The following is a 16,310-nucleotide window of genomic DNA, read 5'->3' as shown; positions in this document are numbered from 1 at the left end:
GATGAAGCGAATCGGCATCGTCGGATGGCTGGCCGTACTGGTGACGACGTCCTCGTTCGCGCAATCGAGTGACGCGGATGTACCTGCGGCACGGCGCAACTGGTACAACGATCCGTTCGTCGTGCTGTCGCGGGATTTCGCCGAATGCCCGCTGCCGCTCGGCCCGTGGATGACGCGCGCCGAGATGGAGGACGACGCGCACTACCGGGTCGAGCGCGGGACCACCTGCTGGCTCGCCCACCGCTGCGCGAAACCGAATTCCTATATGTATGACGCGCCGATCGCCGCGGCGGCCAAAGCGCATTTCGCGGTCACCGATCGTCTGCACGGCACGAGCCTGTGGATCACCGTGCAGCGGCGCTTCATTTACGTCGAAGGGTGTGCCGATCCGGCATTCGACCGGCAGGCGCTCGCGCGTGAACTCGGCGCGCTTCCCGACGTCGAGCAGGTATTCGTTCGCATCACCGACGATCCGCGCCGTGCCGTGCCGTACAAGACGCGCGGACGCCCCGACCGGACACCCGACTGAACGCGGGGCGACAGTGCATGGCATACTCGCGACATTCAAAAATAGGTTGACGGAAACAACAATGAAACACATGCTTGCGGCGGTCTGTCGGTGGCCTCGAACGCATTGGTGTCGGGCCGGATTGTTGGCCCTGGTTGCGGGGCTCGGCGGGTGCGGCGGCGGGGCGCCACTGTTCACTTCGGACGGACGCCCCACTACGCAGGTGCAGTGCACCGGCGGTGACTGGAGCAATTGCACGGACAACGCCCGAGCCCTCTGCAATGGGGAATTCGATGTCATCCAGCGATCGACCGATGACGCCGTGCGAAATCTTCTCTTCGCATGCAAGAAGAAAAGCGGTTATTGATCCCGTCATGACCGGCTGAGGAGACCATGATCGGGTGAAGCGCTTTTCTATTCGCTTGGAGTCGGCTATTTTTCATGAATAACACTCACGGAGTCCCATCCATATGGCGACCTACAGGCAACTGACCGCGCAGCTCGAAAGACTTCAGCAAAAGATCGACAAGGAACGCGAAAAGGCGATTACCGATGCGATTGCCGCCATTCGGGCGAAAATCGAGGAATTCGACATTACGGCCGAGGAGCTCGGTTTTCTTCCGATGGGCACCGCCGCTGCCGCGAAGCCGAAGCGTCCGTTGCCGCCGAAGTACCTGAACCCGAAGACGGGCGAAACGTGGAGCGGCCGCGGGCGTGCGCCGGCGTGGCTCGGCAAGAACCGGGCGCGTTTCCTGATCAAGGACTGACTCCCGAAAATCCTCACCTTTCGTGCGCTGACTGACGGTGCGAACGGCCATGCGGCCGTCGCACCGTTTTGTTTTTGGGCAGCCGCAATGCGATTCGGGGCCGCGAATTGAACGGCAATGCTGCGCGATTAATGGATACCTTTTTGCGAATTCGCTGCGAATCGCCCGGATATCATCGCAAATTCCGGTAAACAACCCCGCAATGACGCGGCGTGCGCGCATTGGCATGCTCGATCTTGGCGGTGCTGACGTACGGCCGATTGCCGTCACCTCTCGCGTATTTACACACTGCGCCGTGCTATTCCCGAACTTGCTCACCATGGCTCCTGTAAATCCTCACCTTTGAAGTGGCGACCGGATGACCGCATCGTGTCGCCTTCGCCCGTTGCATCGTGCGAAGGCGTCGGTTACCGGCTCATGTTGCGGTCATTGATGCGCGTCGCACAGTCGGCCGTTCGGCATATAGGCAGCCGCATCGGGTTCGCCTATGCTTGGAGTTCGCGTCGGCCGGCACGTGGCTATCTGGTCCGTGTGCCGGTCGGATCGTCTTTCGTTACCGTAGGGAGCCGATGTGACCGTCCGCCATCTCGATGCATTGTTCCAGCCCAGGTCCGTTGCCGTCGTCGGTGCATCGTCGCGCGCCGGCAGTATCGGTGCGATGGTGTGGGCGCGCGTGCTCGACGGTGCGTTCGACGGGCCCGTGTGGCCCGTCAATCCGAAGTACCGTGAACTGAACGGGCATGCGGTCGTGGCCGATGTCGATCGCCTTCCCGCGCCGCCATCGGTCGCCGTGATCTGCACGCCGCCTGCCACGTGGGCCGGCATCGTGCGCAAGCTCGGCGAGCTCGGCACGCGCGTCGCGGTGATCGTCGGCGAAGCGCGCACCGACGCCGATCGCGCGGCACTCGATCGCACGCTCAAGGCCGCGAAGCCGTTCGTGCTCCGTATCGTCGGGCCCGGCAGTCTCGGCGTGCTGTCGCCCGCGCGGCATGCGCATTTCGGCGCGCCGGCCTATACGGCGCGATCGGGCGGCGTCGCCTGGGTGTCACAATCGAACGCGCTGACGAACGCGGTACTGGGCTGGGCCGATGCGCGAGGCCTCGGCTTTTCGCACGTCGTCGCGCTGGGCAGCGAGTCCGACGTCGATGCGGGCGATGTTCTCGACTACCTCGCCAGCGATCCCGGCACGCGCGCGATCCTGCTCGAGCTCGACACCGTATGCGCCGCGCGCAAGTTCATGTCGGCAGCGCGCGCGGCGGCGCGCAACAAGCCGGTGCTCGCGCTGCGCACCGGGCGCGCCGATCCCGGCGATGCGCTTTACACGGCGGCGTTCCAGCGTGCGGGGATGGTGCGCGTCGATGCCCTCGACGATCTGCTCGACGAGATCGAGACGCTCGGCGTCGGTCGCGTCACCGCGCGTGGCGCGGCGACGCTCGTGACGAGCGACGCGGGCGTCGCGAAGCTTGCGGGCGATGCGGTCGCGGAGGTACGCGACGTGCTGGCCGACTGGCCGGCGGCGGCAACGTCGGCGGTAGCGGCCGCGCTGCCGCATCTCGCCGGGCCCGGCAATCCGCTGACGCTCGGCGACGATGCGCGTCCCGAGCATTTCGGCGCTGCCGTCAAGGCGCTCGCGCCGTTTCCGCAAACGGGCACGCTATTCGTCGTGCATTCGACGTCCCACAGCGCGCCGGCCGATGCGGTCGCGCGCACGCTGATCGAATCGCGGCAATACGCATACCGCGGCATCCTCGCGTGCTTCTTCGGTGCAGTTGACGCGGCGACGCGCGACGCCCTGCACGCGAACGGGATCCCGGTGTACACCACGCCGCAGCGGCTTGCGCGCGCATATGCGCGGCTGGTCGACTACAACCTCGGGCGGCAGTTGCTGATGCAGACGCCGGAGGGCACGCCGCTGCAGCCGGTCGAGTGCGTCGCGTCCGCACAGGCCGAGGCCCGCCGGATGGTCGAGGCCGGCGAGCATGAACTGGCCGGCGATGCAGCGTTGCGCTGGCTCGCTCACTTCGGGATGCACGGTGAGCCGGCCGACGCGTCGGCGGCCGCCCGAGTCGTCGATGTCACGGTGGACATGTACGACGATTCGAACTTCGGTCCGGTGTTCCGCTATGCCGTGCCGCCGGCGGACGGCGTATCTGCGCCGTTCATCGTGTACGGGCTGCCGCCGCTGAATACGGTGCTCGCCCGTGCGGTCATGGAGCGCTCGCCCTACGCGCGCCGTGCGCCCGTCGAGCCCACGCTCGATGCGTTGACGGCGCTGTCGCAGGTCGTTTGCGACGTGCGCGAAGTCGTCGCGATGTCGATCACGCTGCGCGTGTTGTCCGACCGTGTATACGTCATCGCGCCGCGCCTCACGCTGGCGGCGGGGCGCAGCCGGCTCGCGATCATGCCGTATCCGCGTCATCTCGAGCAGACGCTCGAATGGCGCGGCGAGACCGTGACGATCCGTCCGATTCGTCCGGAAGACGAGGAGGCGCACAACGAGTTGCTCGGCGCGATGACGCCGGACGATCTGCGAATGCGGTTCTTCGGTGCGGTGCGCAGCTTCGATCATTCGCAAGTCGCGCGCATGACGCAGATCGACTACGACCGCGAGATGGCCTTCATCGTGTCGTTTACCGACGTGTCGGGCCGGTCGCACACGCTCGCGGTGGCGCGCGCGGTCGCCGATCCCGACAACGAGACGGCAGAGTTTGCGATTGCCGTGCGGCCCGATCAGAAGGGCAAGGGGCTCGGGCGGCTGATGATGACCCGCATCATCGACTACGCGCGATCGCGCGGCACCGCATGGATGATCGGCGAGGCGCTGCGCGAGAACACCGCGATGATTTCGCTGGCGAAGTCATGCGGTTTCGCGGTGTCGACGACGGAGGAACCCGGCGTGGTTGGGTTCAGGATGAAGCTGCAATCGTAGTCGCATGGGCGAGGGCGCGTGGACCTGTGGCCGTATCGCGCGCTGTCGACGCGGAACGCATGATGTGGCGTGACGCACGGCCGCGGTTGCGCGGATTCTTCATGGTTCGCAATGCAGACCATTCGGCGCGTTCGATCGAATCTGCGAAGCGATGCGACGCTCCGTGACCAGCGGGGAAAGGCGCTCGCGTCGAGTCATCGCATCCGGGGCGGGCGAGTTGCGTGCGTCGATGGCCTTCGCATTTCGCCGATTCGGGTGGCGTAGCGCGGCGTGCTGACACCCGCATTCGCACCCGCAGCATCGGAAACAGCACGAAGGTGAGATTTTTCGGGAGCCGCGAGTGAGCTTTTCCGGGAGCGGCTGGGTGAGCCGATACGGGAGCATTCGGTGAGCCTTCCCGGGAACGGACAGTGAGCGTCTGCGGGAGGCGTCGGTGAGGACGTTCGGGAGGGGGCGGTGAGCCTCTTCGGGAGCGTTGGGTGAGCTTTTACGGGATGCTTGGGTGAGCGCTTACGGGGCGCTTCGGTGAGGCTTTTCGGGAGCCTGCGGACGCAGTGTTCCGCCAGGCGCGGCGCCAGCCTTTGCCGACGTCCGCGCCGGTGTGGGCACGCATGAACCGTGCCCGCGACAGCGTTTACGCGGCGAGTTTCGACGCCGCGTCGTTCACCTGGTCACGCGAAATCGCGAGTTCCTCGAGGTGCGCGTCCGCATAAACGCCACCGGTTTCGCGCTCGAGGCGGGCGATGGTCAGCGCGCAACGCGCGGTGTCCTTCGGCATCGCGATGAAGCGCTTGACCGATTCGCCGGACGTAAACGCGTCGAACAGCGCGCCGCGCACGTCGTCCGGAAGCGTCTTGGTCCATTGGTACGGCTTGCCGTTGAACGTGATCGACGGCGGCAGCGTGCGTTCCTTCTTGGTGGCCGTGATGAGGCCGTAGGTGCGCGCGGCGTCGCCGATCTGCTCGGGCGAGAAGAGTTCGTCGGGCGTGATGCCGAACTGCTCGATGTAGTTCTCGATCGCCAGCATCGCTGCGGCACGATCGTCACGCTTCTTCTGAGCGCGCGCGACGATGTCGCGCAGCTCGTCCGCTTCCTCGGGGGTGATCGTGAAGCTCGCCTGCTTCTGCTGAAGTTCGGAGAAACGCTGGAATTCTTGATCGTTCAGAAGTTTGGCCATGACATCCATCGGACACGACGGCCGTGACAGCCGGCCGCCGTAGTTTTTGAGAGGGCCGCTATTCTAGCGTAGCGCCGGGCGCGCGGCGCTCGCACATTCAGCAAGTTTCCACGCGGCACATCGACAACTGACCGGCCGTATCGCGCAGCCCTGCGACGACTACCTCGACGGACGGCGCCATGTGCGCGTCGATCCGGCGCATGTACGGGCAGGTCAGTACCGCGATCGCATGGCCGGAGGGCCCGAGGATCGGCGCGCTCAGGTCGGTGACGCCGTATGCCTGGCGGCTGTCCTGGCGCACGTAGCCGGCCTGCCGGATCGACTGGCACGCATACGCGAGTTCCTGCTCGTTGATCGGCGTTTCACCCTTGACCTTGCGGTGCTCGGCCAGCATGTGCGCACGCTGCTCGGAACCCTGGAACGACAGCATCACCCGCCCCGACGCCGTGTCGGCGAGTCCGACGCGCGAGCCGAGCCGCACCGACACGCCCCACGGGCCAGGCCCGTCGACCTGCGCGATCACGAGCAGGTTGCCGCGATCGTAGACGGTCAGATGGCACGACTGCTCGGCGGCGTCGGCGAAGCGCTGCATCAGCGGCAAGGCTTCGGCGATCAGCCGGTTCATTGGCGGATGCCGGTGCGCGAGCGCGAACAGTTTCAGGCTGAGCGTGTAGCGGTCGCCGCCGCTCGAGCGCATCACATAGCGGCGCGCAACGAGACGTTCGAGCATCCGGTAGATCTCGCTCGCGTTGCGTCCGAGCTCCTTCGTGATTTCGGTGCGAGTAAGCCCTTCCTTTTGTTCCGACAGCAGTTCGAGAATGTCGAGACCCTTGTCGAGCGCGGGTGCGCGATAGCGGTCGGCTGCACCCATCGACTCCCGTGCGTCGCTGCCGGGGAGCGGATCATTGGTCGTTTGCATCATGAGTAGGAAGTCCGGGAGTTGCCAATCGGTGGGCGACGCACGCTGGCCGGCTTTGCACGCGGATTCGGGAAGCCGCATGCGGTTCTGACCGCCGTCCGCGCGAGCTTAACAACAAACTTTCAGTGTGCAATGCAGCGTGTTTTTGCCGATCGTTACCGAACAAGAACGGATCAACTGCAGTTTCCGATGACAGGGTCGCAACAAATATTGTGTATTCGTGGTCCGATGGCAACGCAAGGCGCCATTCGACACCGTGTCGTTGCACAGGCGTCCCGGATGCTGCGATGCACCACCCGCAGGCGCACCAATAGTCGGTATCCGTCGCGCGCCATTTCACGGCGGGCCGCCGATGGTACAAAGAGCGGCGGGCCAGCGACGGCGCGGCCGCGCGTGAAGCCGGCCGGCACAGGCCGGCACATGGCGCGGATACCGGGCCGTCGTCGCCGATGCGCAGACCGGCGGCCGCCCGTTCGATGCGCGTCGCACTTCGGTGTGACGCCGCGATCGCTGCGCCCGCGCGAGCCTCGCGTGTCGAATGGCGTGCCGGATACGGCGCCGACGCGCGTCATCGACGATCGACATTCAGTCCGGCGCGTGGCCGCAAGCGGCTGCGTCGGCCGGTATCCTGTCCCATTCGACAACAGAGGTTGAGCACGATGAAACTGCTTCGCTATGGCCCGTCCGGCCAGGAAAAGCCCGGCATTCTCGACGCAAATGGCCGGATTCGCGACCTGTCCGCGCACGTGCCGGATCTTGCCGGCGACGCGCTGTCCGACGCCGGTCTCGCGCGCCTGCGCGCGATCGACCCGGCCACGCTGCCGCTCGTCTCCGGCGAGCCGCGCATCGGCGCGTGCGTCGGGCGCGTCGGCAAATTCATCGGCATTGGTCTGAACTATGCCGATCACGCAGCCGAAGCCGGCATGCCGGTGCCGAAGGAACCGGTGGTATTCGGCAAGTGGACGAGTTCGATCTGCGGTCCGAACGACGGCATCGACATTCCGAAGGGTTCCGTGAAGACGGACTGGGAAGTCGAGCTCGGTGTCGTGATCGGCGCGACGTGCAAGGACGTCGACGAAGCGCGCGCGCTCGATTACGTCGCCGGCTACTGCGTCGTCAACGACGTGTCCGAGCGCGAGTGGCAGATCGAGCGTGGCGGCCAGTGGGACAAGGGCAAGGGCTTCGACACGTTCGGCCCGATCGGCCCGTGGCTCGTCACGCGCGACGAGGTGCCCGATCCGCAGCGCCTCGACCTGTGGCTCGAGATCGACGGCCACCGCTATCAGAACGGCAACACGCGCACGATGGTGTTCACCGTCGCGCAACTGGTCGTCTACCTGTCGACCTGCATGACGCTGCAACCGGGCGACGTGATCACGACCGGTACGCCGCCGGGCGTCGGGATGGGGATCAAGCCGTCACCGGTATTCCTGAAGGCCGGCCAGACGGTGCGCCTCGGGATCGACGGGCTCGGCGAGCAGCTGCAGAGCACGCGCAACGCGCAGTAAGCGCTTGCGCGGGTCGAATGGCGGGTGCAACCGGCCGCTACGCGCCGCCATCCGCCGCGCCGTCCAATCGCCTCGCATGATCGCCGGCGCTGACCGTCGCGATCCGAACACTGATGCAGCAAAGACAAGGGCCCGATTCCGCGCGATGCGGAATCGGGCCCTTGTCGTTCATCCGCGTCCGTACGAAGCGGATCAGACGACGTTGTCGAGCTCGCAATGGGCTTCGAGCCGATACCCGTCGGGATCGACGACGAACGCCGCGTAATAGCCGGGGCCGTAGCGTTCGCGTTTGCCCGGCCCGCCGTTGTCGTGCCCGCCGTGCTGCAGCGCGGCTCGGTAGAACGCATCGACTTCCACCGGCGACGCTGCGCGGAACGACACATGCAACCCCGACTCGGGATCGGCGACGACGGGGCGCGCCGCGTGCTGCAACCACAACACCGGTTCGGTGGTGCCATAGCCGAGGGATCCATCGTCGCTATACAGCCGCTTGTAGCCGAGCGCGCCGAGCGTGCTGTCGTAGAACGCGCGGCTGCGGTCGATGTGGGCAACGCCAAACGAAAGGTGATCGATCATCTTTGGCTCCTTGAACTGAAGGGGGACGTCAGTGCGGCAAAGCTGTTTTAACCACCATGCCGGTTATGTTAGAAAGCGCCCTCGCGCTTGTCAACCGGCATGGTGGTTAGATACGATCGCGGGATGGACAAGACGCAACCTTCCGTCACGACGGACTGCCTGATTCCGGCGCCGTCCGACACGTTGAGCATCGATTTCGCGAACACGCTGTACTGGCGCGGCGCCGACGCGCCGACCGAAACCTTCGGCACGCTGGACGACCTGTTCGCGTGGTGCCGCGAGCAGGCGGGCGTGCCGGCCGAGCTGGCCGACGCATGTCGCGCACAAGAGAAGAAACAGGATGACGAGCCGGCGATGCTGGCGCGCGCGCTCGCGTTGCGCGAGGCGCTGTACCGGCTCTTTCACGCGCAAGCGGAGCGGCGCGAGCCGCACGCCGACGATCTCGCGCTGCTGGGCGGTTTTCTGACGGAAGCGGCGCCGCGCGTCGCGCTCGCGCGGATCGACGGCGGCTATGCGTGGCGGATCGGGGGGGGCGCCGGCGCGGGCGCGACGCTCGCGGGGTTGTTGAGCCCGGTGTTGTGGTCGGCGACCGACCTGCTGGGCAGCGCGCGGCTCGGGAAGGTCAAGCGTTGTGCGAACGACGCATGCCAGTGGCTGTTCATCGACGACAGCAAGAACGGCAGCCGCCGCTGGTGCTCGATGTCGTCGTGCGGCAATCGCGCGAAGGCATACCGCCACTATCACAAGACCGATTGACGGCGGCGCGCGTCCAGCGCGTCCTGCCTGCGACGCGCAATCCGCGCATCCCGCGCATCGCGCCCGAACCTATTTCGCCGACAGCTTGCGCCACAGCGTCGTCTTGCTGATGCCGAGCATCGCGCACGCGCGATCGCGGTCGCCGCCGCACGCGTCGAGCACCGCGCGGATCTCGTCGGCTTCCGCGCGGCGGCGGCGTGCTTGCAGCGTCTGCGCGTCGTCGGGATCGGCCGCGTCGGGCGGTGTTGCGAACAACTCCGGCGCGATCGCCTGCAGCGCCTCGGGCACGAGCGCGGCGCACGGGGCGCCCGGGTCCTGCTCGTCGACTTCCTCGGCCAGTTCCACCGCGATCCGCTCGACCACGTTCTGCAGCTCCCGCACGTTGCCGGGCCAGCGGTAGCGGGCGAGCGTCGTCTGCGTCGCGCCAAGCACGCGCATCGCATCGCCGACCTCGCGCACGCGTTCGGCCAGCCGCGGCTCGCGCCGCGCGGCCTGCACGAGCAGCGTGGCCGCGAGCGCCGGAATGTCGGCCGCGCGCTCGCGCAGCGGCGGCAGGCCGATGTTCAGGATGTTGAGCCGGTAATACAGGTCCGCGCGGAACGTGCCGGCTTCGACGGCCGCGAGCAGCGGCCGGTGCGTCGCCGCGATCACGCGCACGTCGATGCGGATCGGCTCGGTCGAACCGAGGCGGATCACCTCGCGCTCCTGCAGCACGCGCAGCAGCCGGCTTTGCAGCGACGGTGGCATCTCGCCGATCTCGTCGAGAAACAGCGTGCCGCGGTGTGCGGCCTCGAACAGCCCGGTCTTGCCGCCGCGTCGCGCGCCGGTGAACGCGCCTTCCTCGTAACCGAACAGCTCGCTCTCGAGCAGCGCTTCCGGAAACGCGCCGCAGTTGATCGCGACGAACGGATAGCTGCGCCGCACGGACAGCGCGTGCAGGCTCTGCGCGATCATCTCCTTGCCGGTGCCGCTCTCGCCGAGCACGAGCACGGTGGCGTCGGATTTCGCGTAGCGGCGCACGAGGTCGCGCACGCGCGCCATCGGCGCGGACGCGCCGACCACGTCGTCGAGCGCGTAGCGCGCCGCGAACTGCTGCGTGTTCGGCTGCGAACGCAGCGCGCGGTCGAGTCGTTCGACCGCGCGCGATTCCTGGAAGGTCAGCACGCTGCCCGACGTGACGCCGCGATCGACGAGCGGCCCGCGATGCACGACGTAGCGCACGCCGCGTACCGTCGCGAGTGCGTCGCCGTCCTCGCCGCGCAGCGTGCGCAGCTCGGGCCGCAGGTCGACGAGCGCGCGGCCGACGGCCGCCGCGGGTTCGACCCCGAGCGCCGACGCGAGCCGCTCGTTGATCGCCTCGACGCGACCGCGCGCGTCGAGCGCGACCACGCCGTCGCGCAGGTGCTGCAACAGGTTGTCGAGGCGCTGACGGCGAAACGCCTCGGCGTGGGTCGCGTATGCGACTTCGAGCGCCGTTTCGACCGCCTTGCGCACCGACGCGTGCGAATACAGGAACACCGCACCCATGCCGGCACTTGCCGCGAGATCGGTGACGAGGCCGGGGCCGACGATCGTCTCGATGCCGCGATCGTGCAGGTCGTGCACGCAGGCTTCCGCTTCCTGCGCGGACTGATATGACGCAAACTGCACGTCGAGGCCGTAGGCGGCGACGAAGCGGCGCACCTCCGGCGGCGTCTCGCCGGCGCTGACGAGTGCGATCCGCGATGCGTCGCGCCGTGCGCGCGCGAGCGCCTGCATCACGTCGAAGCCGGTCGGCGACACGACCACGACCGGCACCTGCGCGCGCGTTTTCAGGAAGCCGCCGTTCGAGCCGGCCGCGACGATCACGTCGGGCCGCGCGGTGCCGGCTTCCGCGATCGCGCTCAGCGCGTCTTCGTAGGCCCGCGTGACGATGCGCACGTCGGCGCGTTCGTCGAATTCGCCGGCGATCTCGCGAAACAGGTCGCGCAGGCGGCTGATGCCCATCGCCCAGATGCGCGGGCGCACCGTGCGGTCGGCCGGGCCGACGGGCTTGGTCGAAGAGAGGTCCATGGCGACCGATTATGCGCGCGCGATTTCATTTTTGAAACCTGAAATTGCCAAACTGAAATCACCGGACGATTCAGCGCTCGTGCCGGTTGCTTAAGAATCAGTGGGTTAGCGGTATTTCGCGAGCTGGCCCGGTCCTTGCTGTTAATGGTCATTCCTTCAGGAGGCCGTTCATGAGCAACACGCATCTTCAGAGCGCCGGCGCGAAATTCCGCGCGGCAGTCGCGGCCGAGCAGCCGCTGCAAGTGGTCGGCGCGATCACCGCGTACGCAGCCAAGATGGCGCAGGCGGTCGGCTTCAAGGCCGTCTACCTGTCGGGCGGCGGCGTCGCCGCGAATTCGCTCGGGATTCCCGATCTCGGCATCAGCACGATGGAAGACGTGCTGATCGACGCGAACCGGATCACCAATGCGACCGACCTGCCGTTGCTCGTCGACATCGATACGGGCTGGGGCGGCGCGTTCAACATCGCGCGCACGGTCCGCTCGTTCATCAAGGCCGGTGTCGCTGCGGTTCACCTCGAAGACCAGGTGGGCCAGAAGCGCTGCGGCCATCGTCCGGGCAAGGAAGTCGTGCCGATCGAGGAAATGGTCGATCGCGTGAAGGCCGCGGTCGATGCACGCACCGACGACCAGTTCGTGATCATGGCCCGCACCGACGCGGCCGCCGCCGAAGGGATCGACGCCGCGATCGAGCGCGCGATTGCCTACGTGGAAGCCGGCGCCGACATGATCTTCCCGGAAGCGATGAAGACGCTCGACGATTACCGTCGCTTCAAGGCAGCCGTGAAGGTGCCGATCCTCGCGAACCTGACCGAATTCGGCTCGACGCCGCTGTTCACGCTCGACGAACTGCGCGAGGCGAACGTCGACATCGCGCTGTACTGCTGCGGCGCGTATCGCGCGATGAACAAGGCCGCGCTGAACTTCTACGAGACGCTGCGCCGCGACGGCACGCAGAAGGCCGCCGTGCCGACCATGCAGACCCGCGCGGAGCTGTACGACTTCCTCGGCTATCACGAATACGAGCAGAAGCTCGACGAACTGTTCGCGCAGGGCAAGAAGTAACGCGGCCCGCGCACCGGGACACGGTTCCCGGAACCCTTTGCACGAGATCGGGCCACGCGGACAAACACCTGCGGCCCGGCCGAGCCGCCAGGCGCTGAAGCGCCAAGCGCGGTCGACCGCTTTGCATGGGACCGCACTAAGCGCTGAAGCGCCAAGTGCGGTCGACAAGATACCCAGATACCTATTGGAGAACGGAAACATGAGCGAGACGAAAGACGCAGCAGCACCGGCCGCCGCAGGCGCATTCAAGCCGAAGAAGTCGGTGGCGCTGTCGGGCGTGACGGCCGGCAACACGGCGCTGTGCACGGTCGGCAAGACCGGCAACGACCTGCACTACCGCGGCTACGACATTCTCGACGTCGCCGAGTCGTGCGAGTTCGAGGAAATCGCGCACCTGCTCGTGCACGGCACGCTGCCGAACCTGACCGAACTGGCCGCGTACAAGACCCGGCTGCGCGCGATGCGCGGCCTGCCGAACGCGCTGAAGGCCGTGCTCGAGCAGATCCCGGCATCGGCCCACCCGATGGACGTGATGCGTACGGGCGTGTCGGTGCTCGGCACCGTGCTGCCGGAGAAGGAAGACCACAACCTGCCGGGCGCGCGCGACATCGCCGACCGCCTGATGGCGTCGCTCGGCTCGATGCTGCTGTACTGGTATCACTTCTCGCACAACGGCAAGCGCATCGAGACGGAAACCGACGACGACTCGATCGGCGGCCACTTCCTGCACCTGCTCCACGGCAAGACGCCGTCGAAGTCGTGGGTCGACGCGATGCACACGTCGCTGATCCTGTACGCGGAGCACGAGTTCAACGCATCGACGTTCACCGGCCGCGTGATCGCGGGCACGGGCTCGGACATCTACTCGGCGATCACCGGCGCGATCGGCGCGCTGCGCGGGCCGAAGCATGGCGGCGCGAACGAAGTCGCGTACGAAATCCAGAGCCGCTACAGCTCGCCGGACGATGCCGAAGCCGACATCCGCCGCCGCGTCGAGAACAAGGAAGTCGTGATCGGCTTCGGCCACCCGGTCTACACGATCTCCGATCCGCGCAACAAGGTGATCAAGGGCGTCGCGCACAAGCTGTCGAAGGAAGCGGGCGACCTGAAGCTGTACAGCATCGCCGAGCGCCTCGAATCGGTGATGTGGGACGCGAAGAAGATGTTCCCGAACCTCGACTGGTTCAGCGCCGTGTCGTATCACATGATGGGCGTGCCGACCGCGATGTTCACGCCGCTGTTCGTGATCTCGCGCACGTCCGGCTGGAGCGCGCACATCATCGAGCAGCGCGTCGACAACAAGATCATCCGTCCGAGCGCGAACTACACGGGGCCGGAAGACCTGCAGTTCGTGCCGATCGAGAAGCGCTGATCCGCCAGCCGCGCGCCGGCCCCGCGAGACGGGCGCCGGCGCGCGCCGGACGTCATACCCCGATTTCCCGCCCCACATGATGAATACTGCCTACCGCAAACCCCTGCCCGGCACGTCGCTGGACTATTTCGACGCGCGTGCCGCGGTCGAAGCGATCGCGCCCGGCGCCTACGACACGCTGCCGTATACGTCGCGCGTGCTCGCCGAAAACCTCGTGCGCCGCTGCGATCCGGCGATCCTTGCCGATTCGCTGAAGCAGCTCATCGAGCGCACGCGCGACCGCGATTTCCCGTGGTTCCCGGCGCGCGTGGTGTGCCACGACATCCTCGGGCAGACGGCGCTCGTCGATCTCGCCGGCCTGCGCGATGCGATCGCCGACGGCGGCGGCGACCCCGCGAAGGTGAACCCGGTCGTGCCCGTGCAGCTGATCGTCGACCACTCGCTCGCCGTCGAGTGCGGCGGCTTCGATCCGGACGCGTTCGCGAAGAACCGCGCGATCGAGGATCGCCGCAACGAGGATCGCTTCCACTTCATCGAGTGGACGAAGAAGGCGTTCGAGAACGTCGACGTGATCCCGCCGGGCAACGGCATCATGCACCAGATCAACCTCGAGAAAATGTCGCCGGTGATCCAGGCGCAGGACGGCGTCGCGTATCCGGACACCTGCGTCGGCACCGACAGCCACACGCCGCACGTCGATGCGCTGGGTGTGATCGCGATCGGCGTCGGCGGTCTGGAGGCGGAAAACGTGATGCTCGGTCGCGCATCGTGGATGCGCCTGCCCGACATCGTCGGCGTCGAGCTGACCGGCAAGCGCCAGCCCGGCATCACCGCAACCGACGTCGTGCTCGCGCTGACCGAGTTCCTGCGCAAGGAAAAGGTGGTCGGCGCGTATCTGGAATTCCGCGGCGAAGGCGCCGCGAGCCTCACGCTCGGCGACCGCGCGACGATCTCGAACATGGCGCCCGAATATGGCGCGACGGCCGCGATGTTCTTCATCGACGGCCAGACGACCGACTACCTGCGCCTCACCGGCCGCAGCGACGAGCAGGTGAAGCTGGTCGAGACCTACGCGAAGACGGCGGGCCTGTGGGCCGATACGCTGGGCAACGTGCAATACGAGCGCACGTTGACGTTCGACCTGTCGAGCGTGGTGCGCAACATGGCCGGCCCGTCGAACCCGCACAAGCGGCTGCCGACGTCCGATCTTGCCGCACGCGGGATCGCCGGTCAGTGGGAAGAAAAGGCGGGCGAGATGCCCGACGGCGCGGTGATCATCGCCGCGATCACCAGCTGCACGAACACCAGCAACCCGCGCAACGTGATTGCCGCGGCGCTGCTCGCGCGCAACGCGAACGCGAAGGGCCTCACGCGCAAGCCGTGGGTAAAGAGCTCGCTCGCGCCGGGCTCGAAGGCGGTCGAGCTGTATCTGGAAGAAGCGAACCTGCTGCCGGAGCTGGAAAAGCTCGGCTTCGGCATCGTCGCGTTCGCGTGCACGACCTGCAACGGGATGTCGGGCGCGCTCGATCCGAAGATCCAGCAGGAAATCGTCGATCGCGACCTGTACGCGACGGCCGTGCTGTCCGGCAACCGCAACTTCGACGGCCGTATCCACCCGTACGCGAAGCAGGCGTTCCTCGCGTCGCCGCCGCTCGTCGTCGCGTATGCGATCGCCGGCACGATCCGCTTCGACATCGAGAAGGACGTGCTGGGCCATGACCGGGACGGCAAGCCCGTCACGCTGAAGGACATCTGGCCGACCGACGAGGAGATCGACGCGATCGTCGCGTCGAGCGTGAAGCCCGAGCAGTTCCGCAAGGTCTACGAACCGATGTTCGCGCGCACGGCCGATGCGGGCGAGCGTGCGGCGCCGCTGTACGACTGGCGTGCGCAGAGCACGTATATCCGTCGCCCGCCGTACTGGGAAGGCGCGTTGGCCGGCGAACGCACGCTCAAGGGCATGCGTCCGCTCGCGGTGCTCGGCGACAACATCACGACCGACCACCTGTCGCCGTCGAACGCGATCCTGCTGGACAGCGCGGCTGGCGAATACCTCGCGAAGATGGGCCTGCCGGAAGAGGACTTCAACTCGTACGCGACGCACCGGGGAGACCACCTGACCGCGCAGCGCGCGACCTTCGCGAACCCGACGCTGATCAACGAGATGGCGGTCGTCGACGGCGCGGTGAAGAAGGGCTCGCTCGCGCGCGTCGAGCCGGAAGGCAAGGTCATGCGCATGTGGGAGGCGATCGAGACGTACATGAATCGCAAGCAGCCGCTGATCGTGATCGCCGGCGCCGACTACGGGCAGGGCTCGTCGCGAGACTGGGCCGCGAAGGGCGTGCGGCTCGCGGGCGTCGAGGTGATCGTCGCCGAAGGGTTCGAGCGGATCCACCGCACCAACCTGATCGGGATGGGCGTGTTGCCGCTCGAGTTCAAGCCGGGCACGAACCGCACCACGCTCGGCATCGACGGCACCGAGACCTTCGACGTGATCGGCAAGCGCACGCCGCGCGCCGATCTCACGCTCGTGATCCACCGCAAGAACGGCGAGCGTGTCGAGGTGCCGGTGACGTGCCGGCTCGACACGGCCGAGGAAGTGTCGATCTACGACGCGGGCGGCGTGCTGCAGCGCTTCGCGCAGGACTTCCTCGAATCGTCGCAGGCGGCTTGACCGGATCA

13 protein-coding genes are annotated in these 16,310 nt (G+C 66.9%); 9 read left to right on the top strand and 4 right to left on the bottom strand.

The window, feature by feature from the left end:
* Position 1 precedes the first annotated feature (1 nt).
* The 4 genes from LMA02_RS29535 (at position 2) to LMA02_RS29520 (ending at position 4,204) form a co-directional block, all read left to right on the top strand.
* Positions 2–529, top strand: coding sequence for a BON domain-containing protein (locus LMA02_RS29535; protein ID WP_228908596.1), 528 nt, complete (start codon positions 2–4; stop codon positions 527–529).
* Between the two features lie 61 nt (positions 530–590).
* Complete coding sequence (locus LMA02_RS29530) at positions 591–875, top strand: hypothetical protein (protein WP_012367057.1); 285 nt, start codon at positions 591–593, stop codon at positions 873–875.
* A gap of 103 nt (positions 876–978) precedes the next feature.
* Positions 979–1,275, top strand: coding sequence for an H-NS family nucleoid-associated regulatory protein (locus LMA02_RS29525; protein WP_166725803.1), 297 nt, complete (start codon positions 979–981; stop codon positions 1,273–1,275).
* Between the two features lie 571 nt (positions 1,276–1,846).
* The gene (locus LMA02_RS29520; RefSeq protein WP_228908595.1) at positions 1,847–4,204 is read left to right on the top strand and encodes a GNAT family N-acetyltransferase; all 2,358 of its coding nucleotides are present in this window, start codon (positions 1,847–1,849) and stop codon (positions 4,202–4,204) included.
* 634 nt (positions 4,205–4,838) lie between these two features.
* On the opposite strand, the gene LMA02_RS29515 is transcribed toward LMA02_RS29520, so the two are convergent.
* On the bottom strand, positions 4,839–5,390 hold the full coding sequence (locus LMA02_RS29515) for a hypothetical protein (protein ID WP_006754155.1): 552 nt from the start codon (positions 5,388–5,390) through the stop codon (positions 4,839–4,841).
* A gap of 88 nt (positions 5,391–5,478) precedes the next feature.
* Positions 5,479–6,303 carry an IclR family transcriptional regulator gene (locus LMA02_RS29510; RefSeq protein ID WP_228908594.1) on the bottom strand — a complete coding sequence of 275 codons (825 nt, stop codon included), beginning with the start codon at positions 6,301–6,303 and terminating at the stop codon, positions 5,479–5,481.
* Between the two features lie 656 nt (positions 6,304–6,959).
* On the opposite strand from LMA02_RS29510, the gene LMA02_RS29505 reads away from it, so the two are divergent.
* Complete coding sequence (locus tag LMA02_RS29505; protein WP_228908593.1) at positions 6,960–7,808, top strand: ureidoglycolate lyase; 849 nt, start codon at positions 6,960–6,962, stop codon at positions 7,806–7,808.
* A 192-nt stretch (positions 7,809–8,000) separates the two neighbouring features.
* Here LMA02_RS29505 and LMA02_RS29500 read toward each other — a convergent pair whose 3' ends face one another.
* Positions 8,001–8,384, bottom strand: coding sequence for a VOC family protein (locus tag LMA02_RS29500; RefSeq protein WP_166725800.1), 384 nt, complete (start codon positions 8,382–8,384; stop codon positions 8,001–8,003).
* A gap of 99 nt (positions 8,385–8,483) precedes the next feature.
* Here LMA02_RS29500 and LMA02_RS29495 point away from each other — a divergent pair, with 99 nt between their 5' ends.
* Positions 8,484–9,140, top strand: coding sequence for a CGNR zinc finger domain-containing protein (locus LMA02_RS29495; RefSeq protein WP_228908592.1), 657 nt, complete (start codon positions 8,484–8,486; stop codon positions 9,138–9,140).
* 69 nt (positions 9,141–9,209) lie between these two features.
* Here the strand turns inward: LMA02_RS29495 and prpR are convergent, their stop codons facing one another.
* Positions 9,210–11,192, bottom strand: coding sequence for a propionate catabolism operon regulatory protein PrpR (gene prpR / locus LMA02_RS29490; RefSeq protein WP_228908591.1), 1,983 nt, complete (start codon positions 11,190–11,192; stop codon positions 9,210–9,212).
* A 170-nt stretch (positions 11,193–11,362) separates the two neighbouring features.
* Between prpR and prpB the strand changes: the two genes are divergently transcribed.
* From prpB to acnD, 3 genes are all read left to right on the top strand, one after another.
* Positions 11,363–12,256 carry a methylisocitrate lyase gene (gene prpB / locus LMA02_RS29485; protein WP_228908590.1) on the top strand — a complete coding sequence of 298 codons (894 nt, stop codon included), beginning with the start codon at positions 11,363–11,365 and terminating at the stop codon, positions 12,254–12,256.
* A gap of 199 nt (positions 12,257–12,455) precedes the next feature.
* On the top strand, positions 12,456–13,628 hold the full coding sequence (gene prpC / locus LMA02_RS29480) for a bifunctional 2-methylcitrate synthase/citrate synthase (protein ID WP_166725730.1): 1,173 nt from the start codon (positions 12,456–12,458) through the stop codon (positions 13,626–13,628).
* 79 nt (positions 13,629–13,707) lie between these two features.
* Positions 13,708–16,302 (top strand): Fe/S-dependent 2-methylisocitrate dehydratase AcnD, encoded by a 2,595-nt coding sequence (acnD, locus tag LMA02_RS29475; protein WP_228910027.1) that lies wholly within the window; start codon positions 13,708–13,710, stop codon positions 16,300–16,302.
* Positions 16,303–16,310 lie beyond the last annotated feature (8 nt).

This window comes from Burkholderia sp. B21-005 (genome assembly GCF_020843965.1).
GTDB classification, from domain to species: domain Bacteria; phylum Pseudomonadota; class Gammaproteobacteria; order Burkholderiales; family Burkholderiaceae; genus Burkholderia; species Burkholderia ambifaria.
Note: the sequence above shows the minus strand (reverse complement) of the source record. Positions and strands in the feature narration are given on the sequence as shown.